Source organism: Curtobacterium sp. RIT-PI-V, assembly GCF_025642935.1.
Classification (GTDB): Bacteria; Actinomycetota; Actinomycetes; order Actinomycetales; family Microbacteriaceae; genus Curtobacterium.
This window is the reverse complement of record NZ_JANZKM010000037.1, coordinates 1-16,608: the sequence shown is the minus strand read 5'-3', so window position 1 is coordinate 16,608 and position 16,608 is coordinate 1. Positions and strand designations below refer to the sequence as shown.

The 16,608-nt window shown below is 71.4% G+C and carries 13 protein-coding genes; all 13 read left to right on the top strand.

Going from position 1 to position 16,608, the window contains the following annotated elements; translation table 11 throughout:
* The first annotated feature begins 199 nt into the window (after positions 1–199).
* The 13 genes from OGL88_RS16530 to OGL88_RS16470 all read left to right on the top strand — a co-directional run bounded on the left by OGL88_RS16530 (position 200) and on the right by OGL88_RS16470 (position 16,584).
* Positions 200–2,941, top strand: coding sequence for a glycoside hydrolase family 2 protein (locus tag OGL88_RS16530; protein WP_263055000.1), 2,742 nt, complete (start codon positions 200–202; stop codon positions 2,939–2,941).
* Between the two features lie 123 nt (positions 2,942–3,064).
* Positions 3,065–4,537, top strand: coding sequence for a sugar transferase (locus OGL88_RS16525; RefSeq protein WP_263092182.1), 1,473 nt, complete (start codon positions 3,065–3,067; stop codon positions 4,535–4,537).
* Positions 4,538–4,706: 169 nt separating this feature from the next.
* Entirely contained in the window at positions 4,707–4,997 is a 291-nt protein-coding gene (gene tatA / locus OGL88_RS16520; RefSeq protein ID WP_263055002.1) for a twin-arginine translocase TatA/TatE family subunit, read from the top strand.
* Positions 4,998–5,124: 127 nt separating this feature from the next.
* A complete protein-coding gene (locus tag OGL88_RS16515; protein WP_263055003.1) occupies positions 5,125–6,525 on the top strand; it encodes an MFS transporter in 1,401 nt (466 codons plus the stop codon).
* Between the two features lie 53 nt (positions 6,526–6,578).
* Positions 6,579–8,747 carry an ATP-dependent Clp protease ATP-binding subunit gene (locus OGL88_RS16510; protein WP_205463799.1) on the top strand — a complete coding sequence of 723 codons (2,169 nt, stop codon included), beginning with the start codon at positions 6,579–6,581 and terminating at the stop codon, positions 8,745–8,747.
* Between the two features lie 82 nt (positions 8,748–8,829).
* Complete coding sequence (locus OGL88_RS16505; RefSeq protein ID WP_263055004.1) at positions 8,830–9,390, top strand: DUF2231 domain-containing protein; 561 nt, start codon at positions 8,830–8,832, stop codon at positions 9,388–9,390.
* 186 nt (positions 9,391–9,576) lie between these two features.
* Positions 9,577–10,230 carry a response regulator transcription factor gene (locus tag OGL88_RS16500; protein ID WP_263055005.1) on the top strand — a complete coding sequence of 218 codons (654 nt, stop codon included), beginning with the start codon at positions 9,577–9,579 and terminating at the stop codon, positions 10,228–10,230.
* Positions 10,227–11,444 (top strand): sensor histidine kinase, encoded by a 1,218-nt coding sequence (locus tag OGL88_RS16495; protein WP_263055006.1) that lies wholly within the window; start codon positions 10,227–10,229, stop codon positions 11,442–11,444. The genes OGL88_RS16500 and OGL88_RS16495 overlap by 4 nt, the downstream gene beginning before the upstream one ends.
* A 17-nt stretch (positions 11,445–11,461) precedes the next feature.
* Positions 11,462–11,968, top strand: a complete 507-nt coding sequence (locus OGL88_RS16490) for a hypothetical protein (RefSeq protein ID WP_263055007.1) — start codon at positions 11,462–11,464, stop codon at positions 11,966–11,968.
* On the top strand, positions 11,965–13,056 hold the full coding sequence (locus OGL88_RS16485; protein ID WP_263092180.1) for a peptidoglycan-binding protein: 1,092 nt from the start codon (positions 11,965–11,967) through the stop codon (positions 13,054–13,056). The genes OGL88_RS16490 and OGL88_RS16485 overlap by 4 nt, the downstream gene beginning before the upstream one ends.
* Positions 13,053–13,790 carry an ABC transporter ATP-binding protein gene (locus tag OGL88_RS16480; protein ID WP_263055009.1) on the top strand — a complete coding sequence of 246 codons (738 nt, stop codon included), beginning with the start codon at positions 13,053–13,055 and terminating at the stop codon, positions 13,788–13,790. Before OGL88_RS16485 ends, OGL88_RS16480 begins: the two co-directional genes overlap by 4 nt.
* A complete protein-coding gene (locus OGL88_RS16475; RefSeq protein ID WP_263055010.1) occupies positions 13,787–14,974 on the top strand; it encodes an ABC transporter permease in 1,188 nt (395 codons plus the stop codon). Before OGL88_RS16480 ends, OGL88_RS16475 begins: the two co-directional genes overlap by 4 nt.
* Positions 14,975–15,258: 284 nt before the next feature.
* Positions 15,259–16,584, top strand: a complete 1,326-nt coding sequence (locus tag OGL88_RS16470; protein WP_263092179.1) for a sugar ABC transporter substrate-binding protein — start codon at positions 15,259–15,261, stop codon at positions 16,582–16,584.
* The last annotated feature ends 24 nt before the right edge of the window (positions 16,585–16,608 follow it).

Genomic DNA, 16,608 nt, shown 5'->3' with positions numbered 1-16,608 from the left:
ATAGGTTGCCGAAAGCATCCCGTACTAGCATCGCCGAGCACCCCCACGCGCGAGCGCCACCCGATCGCGCGCGCGACGTGACGACGCCCGGACAACCGGTGCCGCGCCTCCAGGTCGATCAACCGGCCACGGGGCGGGCCACCGGCCGGCGTCCCGACCGAGGCGACGGACACCCCGTCCGCCGAAGAGAAGGACCCGCATGACCCTCGAACGCGAGGAACTCCGCGACGGCTGGACCGTGACGATGGCCGGAGGAACCGGTGCGCCGGACGGCGTTGCGGGCCGCACCATGCCGGCGACGGTGCCGGGCCAGGTGCACACCGACCTGGAACGGGAGGGCCTGCTGCCGGACCCGACCTTCGACCAGAACGAGCAGGCCGCCAAGTGGGTCGGCCGCGCCGACTGGTCGTACCGCACCTCGGTCGACGTCGACCCCCGCGGCCACGAACGCGTGGACCTCGTGTGCGACGGCCTGGACACCGTCTCCGAGCTCAGCCTTGACGGTGTCGTCGTGGGCACGACGCGGAACATGCACCGGCGCTACCGCTTCGACGCGCGCGTGCAGTCGGGGTCCGGGGCGACGACGAAGGACCTCGAGATCCTGTTCGAGTCGCCGTACCGCGAGGCCGGCCGGGTCGCCGCGAAGGCCGGCAGCATGCCGGGCCCGTACGACGAGCCGTTCCCGTACATCCGCAAGATGGCCTCGAACTTCGGCTGGGACTGGGGCCTCACCGCCGTCACGAGCGGGCCCTGGCGACCGGTCGCCATCGAGCGGTGGTCCACCGCGCGGCTGCGCGAGGTCCGACCGCTCGTCGACGTCGAGGCCGGCGAGGGCGTGCTCGACGCGCACATCACGGTCGAGCGCTCGGGCCTGAACGACCTGGACCAGGACGGCGAGGACGACGACCTGGTGCTCGTCGTGACCGTCAGCGGTCTCAAGGAGGACGGCACGCCGACGCGGCAGCGGTCGCGGGCGCAGCTGACGCCGAAGGACGACGAGACCGTCGTCACGGTCCGCGTGCCCGAGGCCCTGCGTTGGTGGCCCCGCGGCTACGGCGCGCAGGCACAGTACGACGTGGTCGTCGAGCTGCAGACGGTGGACGGCGAGGTGCTCGACCGCGACACGTTCCGCACCGGCTTCCGGTCGACCCGGATCGACACACAGGTCGACGACATGGGTCGTCCCTTCGGCATCCACGTGAACGGGACACTGATCGACGTGCGGGGTGTGAACTGGATCCCCGACGACGTGATCGTCTCGCGGGTCGACCGCGCTCGCCTGCAGTCCCGTCTGGGCGCGGCGGCGTCGCTCGGCACGAACCTCGTGCGCGTGTGGGGCGGTGGCGTGTACGAGTCGCGTGACTTCTACGAGGTCTGCGACGAGCTCGGCCTGCTCGTCTGGCAGGACTTCCCGTTCGCGTGCTCCGCCTACCCCGAGGTCGAACCGATCCGCAGCGAGGTCATCGCCGAGGCCCGCGACAACGTCGCCCGGCTCGCCCGACACCCCTCGCTGGTGCTGTGGAACGGGAACAACGAGAACATCTGGCTGCACGACGTGGACGGCTGGGCGGAGTCCCTCGGCGATCGCGGCTGGGGCCTGGACTACTACCTCGACCTGCTGCCGACGATCGTCGACGCGGTCGACCCGTCGCGCTTCTACACGGTGGCGTCGCCGTGGTCGGGCTCCGAGTCGCTGCCCGCGAACGACGTCGACCACGAGACGCACCACTCGTGGGACGTCTGGAACCGCCTGCCCGACACCGCCTACCGCGGGTCCGTGCCGCGCTTCGTGTCCGAGTTCGGCTGGCAGGCGCCCCCGGCCTGGCGGACGCTGCGGGACGGCGTCGCCGACGAGGTGCTGTCGCAGGACGCACCCGGGGTGGTCCACCACCAGAAGGCGGCCGACGGGATGGGCAAGCTGGCCCGCGGCTTGGCGCCGCGGTTCGGCACGGGGCCCTTCTCGTTCGATGCGTGGCACTACCTGACGCAGCTGCAACAGGCGCGGGCCATCGCGACGGGCATCGAGCACTGGCGCACGCACTGGCCGCGGAACGCCGGCGTGGTCATGTGGCAGCTCAACGACCTGTGGCCGGTGTCGTCGTGGTCGGCGATCGACTCGGCTGGGCGGCTGAAGCCGCTCGCGCACGAGCTGCGCCGGCTGTACGACGACGTCCTGCTGACGATCCGTCCGGTGTCGCGGGTGGCGGTCGCGCCGTCCGCCGTGTCCGGACCGGCTGCGTCTCCGGCGTCGTCGCCCGCCTCTCCGGTCTCCGGGACGGTCGCGCCCGCCTCGCCGGTCGCGTCCGGTGCGGATCGGACGGGAGGCCCGGATCACCCGGGTGGATCGGCCGCCGTCGGCGAGACGGCTGATCCGGGAGACGTGGCGGACACCCTGTCCCTCGGCGTCTCGCCCGGCGCGTTCGGCTCCTCGCCCGTCGAGGTCGCCGTCCGGTCGGTTCGGGGCGGGCAGGACAGTGTCGTGCGGGTGCGCCGGGTGACCACGGCCGGCACGATCCTGGCCGAGGTGTCCCTGCCGGTGCGCCTGTCGTCCGCCGGCGTGGCGGTCGTCGCGCTGCCCGAGTCCGTGGGCGTGGTCGACGACCCGACGAACGAGCTCATCGTGGCGGACATGGACTGGCGACGAGCGGTCTGGACACCGGGCCCCGACGTCGACACGCGGTGGGAGCCGGCACGCTACCGAACGTCGTTCACGCCCGCCGACGGAGGGCTCGACCTGACCGTCGAGGCCGAGTCGCTCGTGCGGGACCTGCTCGTCCAGCCCGACCGGGTGAGCGCGACCGGTGCGGTGGACCGCGGGTTCATGACCCTCTTGCCCGGGGAACGGGTGACCTTCCGGATCACCGGCGTGACCGAGGCGGACATCCCGGCACTCCGTGCGGAACCCGTCCTGTGGAGCCTGGACCGCGTGCTCGGCCGTTGATATGCAGAACGACACAGTGATATATTCGGCGGTGCGCCGCTCGCTGTCCTGACCCGGACGACCCCGGCGTCCGGTCGACCTCCCGTCGGCCCGTCGACAGGAGGTCCCACGATGTCGCTCGCGATGCGTCCACCCACGGCAGCACGCGCTGTCCCCCCGATCACGGTGACGGTGACGGCGCCGGCCGGTGCTCGCCGCGGCTTCGCCCCTGCGGTCGCCCTGCTGGACGCCAGCCTGTTGATCGTGGCCTTCGCGACGGCACACGTGGTCCGGTTCCCCTGGGAGTTGTCGGTCGTCCGGCCCCGGGCCGGTTGGGTGGAGTTCGCGACGGCTCCGGCGATCATCCTGATCTGGATGGTCCTGCTGTCCACGTTCCGCACCCGCGACCCGCGCATCGCCGGCATCGGGGGCGACGAGTACCGACGCCTCGTCACCGCGAGCCTGGTCTCCGTCGCGGTGGTCGCGGTCGTGGCGTACGCGGCACAGCTCGACCTCGCGCGCGGGTACGTCGCGATCGCCTTCCCGCTCGGTCTGCTCCTGCTCGCCGTCGGTCGTTGGGGGGTCCGCACCGCCCTTGCCCGCAGTCGGGCGCGGGGGTTGCGCCTGCAGGACGTCCTGATCGTCGGCGACACCGAGGACGTCCGGTACGTCGGGCGGCGGATCGCGGCGACGCCCAGCGCCGGGTACCGGGTCCGCGCGGTCGTGACCGACTGCGAGCCCGTGGGGACGACGATCGACCTCGGGCCGGCGTCCGCTCCGGTGGTCAGCGGGATCGACGACGTCCTCGCGCTGGCTCGTTCCGAGGGTGTCTCGGCGGTCGTCGTCGCCGGGGCCGTCCGCGGCGGGCACGAGCGACTGCGCCGCCTCGGGTGGCAACTCGAGGAGCACGGCGTCGAACTCGTCGTGTCCTCGCCGCTCTCGGACATCGCCGCAGGGCGCGTGCACGAACGCCCGGTCGACGGCCTGCCGCTGATGCACGTCGAGACGCCCGACTACCGACGCCGGGCTGGCAAGCGGCTGCTCGACGTCGTCGGCGCGGGCTTCGGGCTGGTGCTGCTGGCACCGGTCCTGGCCGTGATCGCGCTGGCGGTCCGGCTCGACGACGGAGGCCCGGTGTTCTTCCGGCAGACCAGAGTGGGCCGTGGCGGCAAGGAGTTCCCGATCCTCAAGTTCCGCACGATGTGCATCGACGCCGAGGCCCGGATGGCTGCCCTGCACGATGCGAACGAAGGCGCCGGCCCCCTGTTCAAGATGAAGGACGACCCCCGGATCACCCGGGTCGGGGCGTTCCTGCGGAAGACCTCGCTCGACGAGTTGCCGCAGCTGTGGAACGTGCTCACCGGCTCGATGAGCTTGGTCGGCCCTCGGCCCGCTCTGCCGCGCGAGGTCGCCCTGTACGAGGACTTCGCCGACCGCCGGCTCCTGGTCACCCCGGGGATCACCGGGCTGTGGCAGGTCAGCGGTCGGTCCGACCTGGACTGGGCCGAAGGGGTCCGCCTCGACCTGCACTACGTCGAGAACTGGTCGTTCCTGCACGACCTGGTGGTCCTCGCCCGGACGGTGCCGTCGGTGCTCCGGTCGCGCGGCGCGTACTGACACACTCCGCGACGGATCGGCGCAGGCCCTTCCCTGTGCGAACGGTGTCCGTTCCGGCGCCCGGCCTGGGCATCGGGGAGCGGGGGAGTTACGATGGGGAGCACACGGACTTCCGCCGCGTGGGTCGAAGAAGACCTCCGGACGGCGACCAGTTCCAGATCAAGGAGTCATGATGCTCGGTAACCTCGGCGGCGTACACCTGCTGATCATCCTCGGGATCGTCATCCTGCTGTTCGGTGCGACGAAGCTCCCGGCGCTCGCCAAGGGCCTCGGGCAGTCGATCAACATCTTCAAGAAGGAGATGAGCGACGACGAGAAGAAGGCGCAGGCCGGTGACACCACGGTGCAGAACACCGCGGCGACGAACACCACCGTGCCGACCGCTCCCGCCGAGCCCGCTGCCGGTCCGGTCCTGAACCCCGGCCCGAGCGCGCAGCCGAACACCGACTCCCGGCGCTAGTCACCCAGCTCAGGACACCCAGCCCCGTCCTGTCGGCAGCCCCCGCGACCTTCGTTGGTCGCGGGGGCTTCTTCGTGCCTGGGCTGCCCGTGCTGCCCGGTCGGCGCAACCGGAGCAGGATGAGCACATGACCACTGCCGCACCCCGCGCGACCGCGCCGCTCCGCGACGACCGGCGCACGGTGCTCGTGGTGGCGATCCTGTCGTCGTTCGTCGTCGGGCTGGACTCGAGCGTGGTGAACGTGGCACTCCCCGCGATCCGGCAGGAGCTCGGCGGTGGGCTGGTCGTGCAGCAGTGGACCGTCGACGCGTACCTGGTGACGCTCGGCTCGCTCATCCTCGTCGCCGGATCGCTGTCGGACGTGTTCGGCCGGGTCCGGATCATCACGTGGGGGCTCGTGGTGTTCGGGATCGCCTCGGTCGCGTGCGCCATCGCCCCGACGGGGGAGTTCCTGATCATCTCGCGGGCGTTCCAGGGCGTCGGCGGGGCCCTGGTGACACCGAGTGCGCTCGCCCTCATCGTGGCGGCGTTCAGTGGGGCCGCCCAGTCGAAGGCGATCGGCACGTGGACCGCGTGGTCGAGCGCCGCGACGATCCTCGGCCCCGTGGTCGGTGGCTTGGTGGTCGACAGCATCGGCTGGCGGTGGATCTTCGTGCTGACCGCCGTCCCGATCGCGGTGACGATCCCGCTGGTGCTGCGGATCACCGGTGACGTGCACCCCGCCGTCCGACCACGCATCGACGTGGTGGGCGCCGTGCTCGCGGTCGTCGGGGTCGGTGGGGCCGTGCTCGGACTCATCGAGCAGGAGCGGCTCGGGTGGGGCGCGCCCGTCGTGGTCGCGGCGCTGGTGCTCGGCGCGCTGGCGCTCGTGGCCTTCGTGCCGTGGGAACTTCACGTGACCCGGACGACCGGTTCGCCGCTGGTGCCGCTCGCGCTGTTCCGTGCCCGCAACTTCGCGGTGGGCAACCTCGCCACCCTGTCGATCTACGGCGCCCTGAGCATGGTCTTCTTCGTGGTCACCCTGTTCCTGCAGGAGGTCTGGGGGTTCCCGGCCTGGCTCGCCGGCCTGGCGACGCTGCCGCCGACGGTGGTCCTGCTGCTGGTGTCCTCGGCGGTGGGCGGCCTGGCGGGACGGTTCGGTCCGCGTTGGTTCATGGCTGCCGGGCCGGCGGTGGCAGCGGTCGGTGCGCTCCTGATACTGCTGGTCGGAGCACGGCCGGGCGGGTACTGGATCGCCGTGTTCCCGGGCCTCGTGCTCATCGGGTTCGGGATCGCGCTCATGGTGACGCCGCTGACGAGTGCCGTGCTCGGGTCGGTGCCGCAGTCCGAGGCCGGGGTCGGGTCGGCCGTGAACAACGCCATCGCGCGGATCGCCGGTCTGGTGATGGTGGCGCTCGCGGGTGTGGTGCTCGGTGGTGAGATGAGCGTCGCAGGCCTGCACCGGGCCGTCGTCGTGATGGCGGTACTGCTCCTCGCCGGCGCGGTCGTCAGTGCCGTCGGGATCCGGAATGTCCCCGCGCCGACGTAAGTTGAGTGCAGTAGACTCAAGTACAACACCACCGCAACGAAAGGACGGAACGCATGGCGAACCTCCAGGGTGCTCCTGACTCGCAAGAGCGACAGAAGACCGCCCTCGAGCAGTACGGCGTCGACCTGACGGCGATCGCTCGCAGCGGCAAGCTCGACCCGGTGATCGGACGCGACTCCGAGATCCGACGCGTCAGCCAGGTGCTCACCCGCCGCACCAAGAACAACCCCGTGCTCATCGGCGAACCCGGCGTCGGCAAGACCGCCGTCGTCGAGGGCCTCGCGCAGCGCATCGTCGCCGGCGACGTCGCCGACTCGCTCAAGGACAAGCGGCTCGTGTCGCTCGACATCTCCTCGCTCATCGCCGGCGCGAAGTACCGCGGCGAGTTCGAGGAGCGCCTCAAGGCCGTGCTCAAGGAGATCAACGACTCCGACGGCCAGGTCATCACGTTCATCGACGAGCTGCACACGCTCATGGGTGCCGGTGGCGGCGAGGGGTCCGTCGCGGCCTCGAACATGCTCAAGCCGATGCTCGCGCGCGGCGAACTGCGGCTCATCGGGGCGACGACGCTCGACGAGTACCGCGAGTACATCGAGAAGGACGCCGCCCTCGAGCGCCGCTTCCAGCAGGTCTACGTGGGGGAGCCCAGCGTCGAGGACGCCGTGGCGATCCTCCGCGGCCTCAAGGAGCGCTACGAGGCGCACCACAAGGTGACGATCAACGACTCCGCGCTCGTCGCTGCGGCCAGCCTGTCGAACCGGTACATCTCCGGTCGGCAGCTGCCCGACAAGGCGATCGACCTGATCGACGAGGCCGCCAGCCGGCTCCGCATGGAGATCGACTCGAGCCCGGTCGAGATCGACGAACTCAAGCGGAACGTCGACCGGCTGCGCGTCGAGGAGTTCGCGCTCAAGCAGGAGAAGGACGACGCCTCCAAGGCGCGGCTCGAGAACCTGCGGAACGAACTGCACACGCGCGAGGAACGGCTGGGCGAGCTCGAGCAGCGCTGGCAGGCCGAGCGTGCGAGCCTGAACCGGATCGGTGAGCTGAAGCAGCAGCTCGACGACCTCAACATGCGCAGCCAGCGCGCCCAGCGCGAGGCCGACTACGCCACGGTGTCGCGCCTGGAGTACGCCGAGAAGCCCCGGATCGAAGCGGAGCTCGCAGCCGCCGAGCAGGCCGAGTCCGCCGACCGCATGGTGAACGACAGCGTCACCGACGAGGACATCGCCGCCGTGATCGCGCAGTGGACGGGCATCCCGCTCGGCCGGCTGCTGCAGGGCGAGACCGAGAAGCTCCTGCACCTGGAGAACGAGCTCGGCCGCCGGATCATCGGGCAGCGCACCGCCGTCAACACCGTGTCCGAGGCCGTCCGCCGCACCCGCGCCGGCATCTCCGACCCGGACCGTCCGACCGGATCGTTCCTGTTCCTCGGGCCGACCGGCGTCGGCAAGACCGAGCTGGCCAAGGCACTCGCGGAGTTCCTGTTCGACGACGAGAAGGCCCTCGTCCGCATCGACATGAGCGAGTACGGCGAGAAGCACTCGGTCTCGCGGCTGATCGGCGCTCCGCCCGGGTACGTCGGCTACGAGTCCGGCGGGCAGCTCACCGAGGCCGTCCGGCGTCGCCCGTACTCGGTGATCCTGCTCGACGAGATCGAGAAGGCGCACCCGGAGGTCTTCGACGTGCTGCTCCAGGTGCTCGACGACGGCCGGCTGACCGATGGGCAGGGTCGCACGGTCGACTTCCGGAACACGATCCTCGTGCTCACGTCGAACCTCGGTTCGCAGTTCATGACCGACCTGACGCTGACGGACGACCAGCGCGAGGACGCCGTGCGCGAGCTCGTGCAGCAGGCGTTCCGACCGGAGTTCATCAACCGTCTCGACGACATCGTGGTGTTCCAGGCCCTGACGGCCGACGACCTCGGCCAGATCGTGTCGCTCTACGTCGACCGGCTCGCCCGACGCCTGACCGACCGCCGACTCGAACTCGCGGTCACGCCCGAGGCACGTGGGTGGCTGGCGGAGCGCGGGTACGACCCGCTCTACGGTGCGCGGCCGCTCCGTCGCCTCATGCAGCGGCAGATCGACGACAAGCTGGCACGGGCGATCCTGTCCGGTGACGTCCGCGACGGCGACACCGTGCGGGTGGACGTCGCCGAGGACGGCGACGGCCTGACCGTCGAGCCCTTCCAGTTGGCGGAGGTCGTCGAGGAGTAGGCGAGCGCGCGGGGTGACCGACGGGAGGCCCGTCACCGGTTCCTGGGACCGGTGTCGGGCCTCCGCCGTTACCGTCCAGGGCATGCCTGAGATCCGCGCGTTCCGTCGCCTCACCGAGTCCGTCGAGCACGCGAGCGTGCTCGACAAGGCCGTCGATGTCGACCGGGCGGTGGTGAGCGTGCTCGCGAAGCCGAAGGCGCTGCGGCAGCTGCTGCACGGCGTGCCGTTCGGCCACCCGATCCACCCGCTCATGGTGCAGGTGCCGCTCGGCGCGTGGATCTCCGCCGCGGTGCTCGACGTGTTCGGCGGGAAGGGCAACGCGAAGGCCGCGAAGACGCTGGTCGGCGTGGGGCTCGTGTCCTCCGGCAGCGCGAGCGTCGCCGGCTACGTCGACTGGTCCGAGCTGAACCGCGAACAGCTGCGCACCGGGTGGGTGCACCAGGCCGTCAACTGGGTTGGCATCTCGCTGTACGGGCTGTCGTGGTGGCAGCGGAAGAACGGGAACCACGGCGCCGGCAAGGTGCTCGGGTTCGCTGCGCTCGGTGTCGTGGGAGTTGGCGGGTACCTCGGCGGGCACCTGGCCTACCGCCAGCGCGCCGGCGTGAGCGACCACGGCGAGGTCCCGTTCGACGCGTCGCGCTGACCGTTACGGCGGCGAAACAGTCGCCACCCCAGGCTGGGCACACGGATCCCCTGACGATCGACACCGTCCCGCTCACGTTCGCTCCGGCCCCTCGCAGCACCGGTTTCGTGGTACACGTCGACGAAGAAGCCGGCATCGTCCGTGTCGACCCAGCCGATCCACAGGAATATCGCATGTGATGTCCGGATGCGCGTACTCGTGGTGGATGATGAGACAGCCCTCGCCGACCTCGTCGCGACGGGATTGACCCGGCAGGGCATGGCGGTCGACGTCGCCCACCGGGGTGACCACGCGGACGAGCTCCTGGCGGTGAACGACTACGACGTCGTCGTGCTCGACCGGGACCTCCCCGGCATGCACGGCGACGAGGTGGCCCGGCGGCTCGCGGCGCGGGGGAGCCTCACCCGCATCCTCATGCTCACTGCGGCGACGACACTGACCGACCGGGTGAACGGCCTCGAACTCGGCGCCGACGACTACCTGGCGAAGCCGTTCGAGTACCCGGAGCTCGTCGCGCGGGTCCGTGCGCTCGGCCGCCGGAGCGTCGCCCCCGTCGCGCCGGTGCTCGAACGCGCCGGAGTACTCGTCGACACGAACCGGCGGATGGCGACGCGTGACGGCCGCCCGCTCGACCTCACCGCGAAGGAGCTCGGCGTGCTCGAGACCCTGCTGCGTGCCGACGGCCGGATCGTCCCCGCCGAGGAACTCCTCGAGAAGGTCTGGGACATGAACATCGACCCGTTCACCGCCGCCGTCCGGGTGACCATGTCGAAACTCCGCCGCAAGCTCGGCGACCCGGACCCGATCCGGACGGTGCCCGGCCAGGGGTACGCCCTGTGAGTCCGGGCGGCGCACGGTGGCGGCCACGCTCGTGGAGCATCCGCACCCGTACCGCGCTGGCGTTCGCACTCGCCGCGATGGCGCTCACCGCCGGGGTCGTGGTGTTCACCAACCTGATGGCCTTGGCCGGGGTCGGCGCCGGACTCGACACCGCGTCGTTCGTGCAGACCCGCCCGGCGCGGACGCTCCCGACCGCCGAGCCCGTACCGACCGGGGACGACTCCGCCCCGCCGTTCGGCGGCGGGGAGCGGGCCACCGTCGCGGTCGTGCAGCTCGTCGCCGTGCAGCAGTGGCAGTGGTCGGCGATCGGCGTCGCCGGGGCAGGGGCACTCGCGGGCGGCATCGGCTGGCTGGTCAGCCGTCGGATGCTCCGCCCGATCGACCGGATCACCGCCACCGCGGTCCGGATCACCGCATCGAACCTGCACGAGCGGATCGCCCTCGTCGGTCCCGACGACGAGCTCCGGCGGCTGTCGAGCACCGTCGACGACCTGCTCGACCGGCTCGAGACGGCGTTCGAGAGCCAGCGGCGGTTCGTGGCGCAGGCGTCGCACGAACTCCGCACCCCGCTCGCGGTGCAACGCGCCGCCCTGCAGATCGGGTTGCACGACGGCCTCGACACCGAGGACGTCCGGGTCGTCCGCGACGAGTTGCTCGAGCAGAACCGGCGGACCGAGCACCTGGTCGAGTCGCTGCTCGTGCTCGCCGAGGCCGACCGCGGGCTCGACGGCACGAAGCAGGCGGTCCACGTCGACGACGTGACCGCCGAGGTGCTCGCGGGGACGGCCCGGATCGCGGCCGACGCCGGGGTCGCGCTGACGCACGAGGCCCACACCGGGCCTCCCGGCCTCATCGTCGACGCTGAGCCGACGCTGCTGCGGCAGCTCCTCGAGAACCTGGTCGGCAACGCCGTCGAGTACAACGAACCGGGTGGGTTCGTCCGGGTGACCACCTCGGCGGACGGACTCGTCGTCGAGAACTCGGGACCGGTGGTGCCCGCGGGCGAGGCGTGGCGCCTGGCGGAACCGTTCCGCCGCTGCCCGTCCGGTCCCGCAGGAGGCCGGCACAGCGGACTCGGGCTGTCGATCGTGGCGTCCATCGTGCACGCGCACGGGTGGACGCTGTCGATCGCAGCTCGACCGTTCGGCGGACTCGTGGTGCGCGTCGGTGTTTCGTCGGTGCAACCGACCAGGGACGCGGTACGAAACAGCTGATCCGGTGTCCTGGGACCATGAACGCAACGACCACTCGCCGCACCCGTTCCCTGCTCGCCCTCGCCGCAGCCGCCTTCCTGCTGCCCAGCCTGCTCGCCGCCTGCACGGCCAGCCCGGACGACGAAGCCGACACGGCACCGGGGTCGGCGGCCAAGGGGTCCTCGCTCGCCGAGTGCATGCGCGGGAAGGGCCACGACATGCCGGACCCGTCGGGCGGCGGATCGACGATGCGCCTCAGCGTGCCGGACGGTGTCGACCCGGAGCAGTACCAGAGCGATCTCGCGGAGTGCCTCGGGGACGACGAGGGCGCCGGGGACGTCAAGGCGGCGAAGCCGATGCCGGGCAGCGAGGAGACGCTCCGCGAAGTGGCCGAGTGCATCCGCGACGGTGGCTTCTCGGACTACCCAGACGACGAAGACGGCCAGCGCGCGTACCGGGCTGACGACAGTGCGGCCTTCGACGAGGTGGCGCGTGCGTGCACCGACGAGGCGTTCGGCACCGCCGGGACGGCGGTCGACCAGTGAGGCACTCGAGCCGACGCCGCACGGTGGTCGTCGGTGTCTGTCTCATCGCGGTGCTCGCGTCCGGTACCGGGACCTGGGCGCTCCTCGATCTGCGGGGTGGCAGCGCAGCGTCCGCGTCGTCCTCGGATCGTCCGACCCGCGCCGGTTCGACGGCAGCCGTCACGAAGGGCGACCTGACCGACTCGAAGGTCTTCGCCGGCACGCTCGGCTACGGCGCCCCGACCGGCGTGCCCGCCGCGGCCGCCGGGACCATCACGTGGCTGCCCCGCCCCGGCGACATCATCCAACGTGACGAGTACCTGTACGCGGTGGACGAGCGCGGTGTGCGCTCGATGTACGGCACGGTTCCGCTCTGGCGCGACCTGTCCCGTGGCACGCACGGCACCGACGTGCGGCAGCTCAACGAGAACCTCGCGGCCCTGGGCTACGACGTGTCCGTGGACGACGAGTTCGGGCCGCGGACCCAGGCGGCGGTGCGCCGGTGGCAGGAGGACCGCGGTCACGAAGTCACCGGGGTCCTCACCGCCGACGACATCGCGTTCGTCGACGGCGCGGTGCGCGTCGCCGTGGTGGACGGCAAGCTCGGCCAGTCGACCGGCGCCGCCGGCGCGGACGCTGCCGGCGGCGGCGCCGGTGGAGACGTGCTGCAGGTCACGAGCACGAAGCGGGTCGTCTCGGCGACCGTCTCGCAGCGCGACGCCGAGCGACTGGCGGTCGGCACCCGGGTCGACGTCCGGGTGAACGGGACCGGCGCCGCGATGCGCGGAGAGGTCGCGGACATCCAGCCCGAGACCGGCGAGGACGGCGGCACCAAGGTCCTGGTGTCGGTGTCCTTCGATCCCGGCGACCGGAAGCTGCCCGCGGCTGCCTCCGCCCAGATCGACGCGAAGGGCGCCACCGAACGGGGCGTGCTGTCAGTCCCGGTGTCGGCGCTCGTCGCGGGCTCCGGTGGCTCGTACGCGGTCGACGTCGTGCAGCAGGGCGGCCGGACCGAGCGCGTACCCGTCGAACCGGGGTTCACCGCCGGCGGCCGCGTGGCGATCAGCGGCGACGTCGCGGCCGGTGACCGCGTGGTGGTGCCCGGATGACCCCCACGACCATGGCGGACCGTCAAGTCGTCCTGTCGCTCGAGGACGTCGTGAAGACGTACGGGGACGTCGGCGCGCTCCGCGGCGTCTCGCTCGAGGTCGCGGCCGGTGAGCTCGTCGCCGTGGTCGGCCCCTCGGGGTCGGGCAAGTCGACGATGCTCAACATCATCGGGACGCTCGATCGGCCGACGTCCGGTACCGTGACGATCGCCGGCAAGGACGTCGCCACGATGTCCGACGACGCCCTGTCGCGACTGCGGACCGACCACATCGGCTTCGTGTTCCAGCACTTCCACCTGCAAGCCGGGGCGACCGCCGCCGAGAACGTCGCCGACGGTCTGCTCTACGCGGGCATCCCGCGCCGCGACCGGCACCGACGTGCGGTCGACGCACTGGGCCGGGTCGGGCTCGGGCACCGGGTCGACCACCGCCCCCACCAGCTGTCCGGCGGCGAGAAGCAGCGGGTGGCGATCGCCCGGGCCATCGTCGGCGAACCCACCATCCTGTTGGCGGACGAGCCGACCGGGGCACTCGACACCGCCTCGGGCACGGCGGTCCTCGGGCTGCTGCGCGAGCTCAACGACGGCGGGACCACTGTGCTCGTCATCACCCACGACCTCGAACTCGCGGCCTCGCTGCCCCGGCAGGTGCGGATGCGCGACGGTCTCGTCTCGCAGGACGACGCCGCGGGCGGCGCCGAAGCACTCGCCGCCGCGATCCGGGGCGACCGGTGAGCGCCCGAGGAACCGTCAGCCCGGCGGACCTGCTCCGGCTCGGGGTGTTCGGCCTGCGGACCCGGCCCGGCCGCGTCGTCCTGTCGGCCCTCGGCATCGCCATCGGCATCGCGGCGATGATCGCGGTCGTCGGCATCTCGTCGTCGAGCAAGGCGAAGGTCGACCAGGTCCTCGACGCCCTCGGCACGAACGTGCTCACCGTCACCCAGGCGCAGGGATTCGGTGAGACGCCGCCGCTGCCGGACACCGCCCTCGAGTCGGTGCAGCGTCAGGACGACGTCGAGTCCGCGGCCGCGATCGGCACCGTCCCGGAGACCGCGGTCTACCGCAACGGGTTCGTCCCGGCCCCGGAGACGAAGGGCATCTCCGTGCTGGCGGCCTGGGGTGACGTCCCGGAGGTGCTCGGCGGCGAGCTCGCCGCCGGCCGGTGGATCGACGACACCCGGAGAGCGGCCCCGCAGGTCGTGCTCGGGGCCGAGGCCGCCGATGCCCTCGGCATCGACGAGGTCCGGTCGGACAGCCGGGTCTGGATCGGCGGGCAGTGGGTACAGGTCGTCGGGGTCCTGCGACCGCTCGCGCTCGCCGAGGACCTCGACAACAGCGTGTTCGTCCCCCGGACCCTCGCCGGGCAGCTCGGGTTCGACGGTGCGCCGACCGCGGTCTACACCCGGGTCGACCCGTCCCGCGTCGAGCAGGCCCGAGACGTCCTCGCCGGCGCGATCCGGCCCGGAGCGCCGCAGGACGTCGGGGTGACGCGGCCGTCCGACGCGCTCGCCGCGAAGGACGCCACCGACGACTCGTTCACCGGCTTGTTGGTCGGCATCGGCGGTGTCGCCCTGCTCGTCGGCGGCATCGGGGTCGCGAACACGATGGTGATCACGGTGCTGGAACGTCGTGCCGAGGTGGGGGTGCGTCGTGCCCTCGGCGCACGACGGCGGAACATCCGTGACCAGTTCCTGGTCGAGTCGCTGCTGCTGTCGTTCCTGGGCGGCGTCGCCGGTGTGGTGATCGGCGTCGGGGTCACGGTCGCCTTCGCCCTGGCGCAGGGGTGGCCGGTGGCGATCCCGCTGTGGGCCGTCGGCGGCGGGCTCGGCGCGACCGTCGTCATCGGCGGCGTGTCCGGGTGGTACCCGGCGGCGCGCGCAGCGCGCATCCCACCGACGTCCGCCCTGGCGGCCGTCTGACGGAAGTGGTGGTGATCCGGGAGGCCCGGTGCCGGTCTGCGAGACCGGCACCGGGCCTCCCGGTCGCCCCGTCCACCCCGCCGACGCGCGGCGCAGATCATGCCTGGTCATGACCAGTCGCGTCAAGCGTTGGCGACGATCTGTTCGACATCCGTGATCCCCCGGAAACACGCGGATCGAACCCGCTCACAGGGACCGATCCAACGGTTGACAAGGGCTCCTGGAAGGTCTTCTATTGCGAATACGCAACGTCCTTTCATAAAGGTCGGACCAAGGGAGTCAACGTGACACGCACGCGTTTCGCCGCACTCGGTGCGCTCGGCCTGGCGGCCGCGCTCGCCCTCACCGGGTGCTCCGCCGGAAGCAACGGAGCTTCCGACGGCGGCACGAAGGCCATCGGCACACCCGATGGCAAGGGCAAGACCATCACCGTCTGGATGATGAACGGCGACCTGAGCGACAAGGTCCTCGACGCCGCCCAGGAGCAGTTCACCAAGGACACCGGGGCGAAGGTGAAGATCCAGACCCAGCAGTGGGACGGGATCACCACGAAGCTCACCACGGCCCTCGCCCAGGACGACGCCCCCGACGTCGTCGACCTCGGCAACACGCAGGTGCCGGTCTACGCGGCGGCCGGCGGTCTCATGGACCTGACGCCGTACCGCGACGAGCTCAAGGACGGCCAGACCTGGCTCACCGGGCTCGAGGGGCCGGCGACGGTGGACGACAAGCTCTACGGCGCTCCGCTGTTCGCCGGCAACCGCGCCGTCGTCTACAACAAGAAGATCTGGAAGGACGCGGGCGTCACCGACGTGCCGACCACCTACGACGAGCTCACCGCCGACCTGGACAAGGTCAAGGCGGCCAACACGGCGAGCGACTTCTCCGCCTTCTACATGCCCGGCCAGTACTGGTACGGCGGGCTGCAGTGGGTCTGGGACGCCGGCGGCGAGATCGCCTCCGACAAGGACGGCAAGTGGACCGGAGAGCTCGACTCCTCCGACGCGGTCAAGGGCCTGACGGCGTGGAAGACGTTCCAGAACGACTACTCCGCGACGTCGACGCAGGACATCAACACCGACAAGCCCTCGCAGAGCGACGTCTTCGCCCAGGGCAACACCTCGGCGTTCCTCGGATCGGCGTGGGAGATCGGCTCGATCACCACCGCGAAGCCGGCGCTCGCCGACCAGATCGGCACGTTCCCGATGCCCTCGCAGACGGACGGGAAGACGCAGCCGGTGTTCCTCGGCGGGTCCGACCTCGGGATCCCGGCGAAGGCCGCCAACCAGGAACTCGCGCTGTACTACCTGAAGATCCTGACCTCGAAGGAGTTCCAGCAGGACCAGGTGTTCGGTGTGGACGGCTGGGAGCCGAACTCGACCGAGCTGCTCGACGCCGTGGCCGACGACGTCGACACCCTGCACAAGCCGTACTTCGCGGCGGCGGGCACGAGCCGTCCGACCCCGGCGACGCCGGGCTGGGCGACGATCGAGGGCGACGCGTCGTTCCAGTCGATGTTCGCGGACATCGCCACCGGGCGGAAGTCGCCGGAGCAGGCCGCCGAGGGCTTCTCGAAGCACCTCACGACCGCGCTGAACGCGCAGCCGTAGTCGATGACCTCCACTGCAGAGCAG

What these genes read in the sequence shown, in the direction of transcription:
- OGL88_RS16530 (WP_263055000.1), top strand. Translation starts at nt 200, where the DNA reads ATGACCCTCGAACGCGAGGAACTCCGCGACGGCTGGACCGTGACGATG.
- OGL88_RS16505 (WP_263055004.1), top strand. Translation starts at nt 8,830, where the DNA reads ATGCCTGAGATCCGCGCGTTCCGTCGCCTCACCGAGTCCGTCGAGCAC.
- OGL88_RS16480 (WP_263055009.1), top strand. Translation starts at nt 13,053, where the DNA reads ATGACCCCCACGACCATGGCGGACCGTCAAGTCGTCCTGTCGCTCGAG.
- OGL88_RS16500 (WP_263055005.1), top strand. Translation starts at nt 9,577, where the DNA reads ATGCGCGTACTCGTGGTGGATGATGAGACAGCCCTCGCCGACCTCGTC.
- OGL88_RS16515 (WP_263055003.1), top strand. Translation starts at nt 5,125, where the DNA reads ATGACCACTGCCGCACCCCGCGCGACCGCGCCGCTCCGCGACGACCGG.
- tatA (WP_263055002.1), top strand. Translation starts at nt 4,707, where the DNA reads ATGATGCTCGGTAACCTCGGCGGCGTACACCTGCTGATCATCCTCGGG.
- OGL88_RS16510 (WP_205463799.1), top strand. Translation starts at nt 6,579, where the DNA reads ATGGCGAACCTCCAGGGTGCTCCTGACTCGCAAGAGCGACAGAAGACC.
- OGL88_RS16525 (WP_263092182.1), top strand. Translation starts at nt 3,065, where the DNA reads ATGCGTCCACCCACGGCAGCACGCGCTGTCCCCCCGATCACGGTGACG.
- OGL88_RS16490 (WP_263055007.1), top strand. Translation starts at nt 11,462, where the DNA reads ATGAACGCAACGACCACTCGCCGCACCCGTTCCCTGCTCGCCCTCGCC.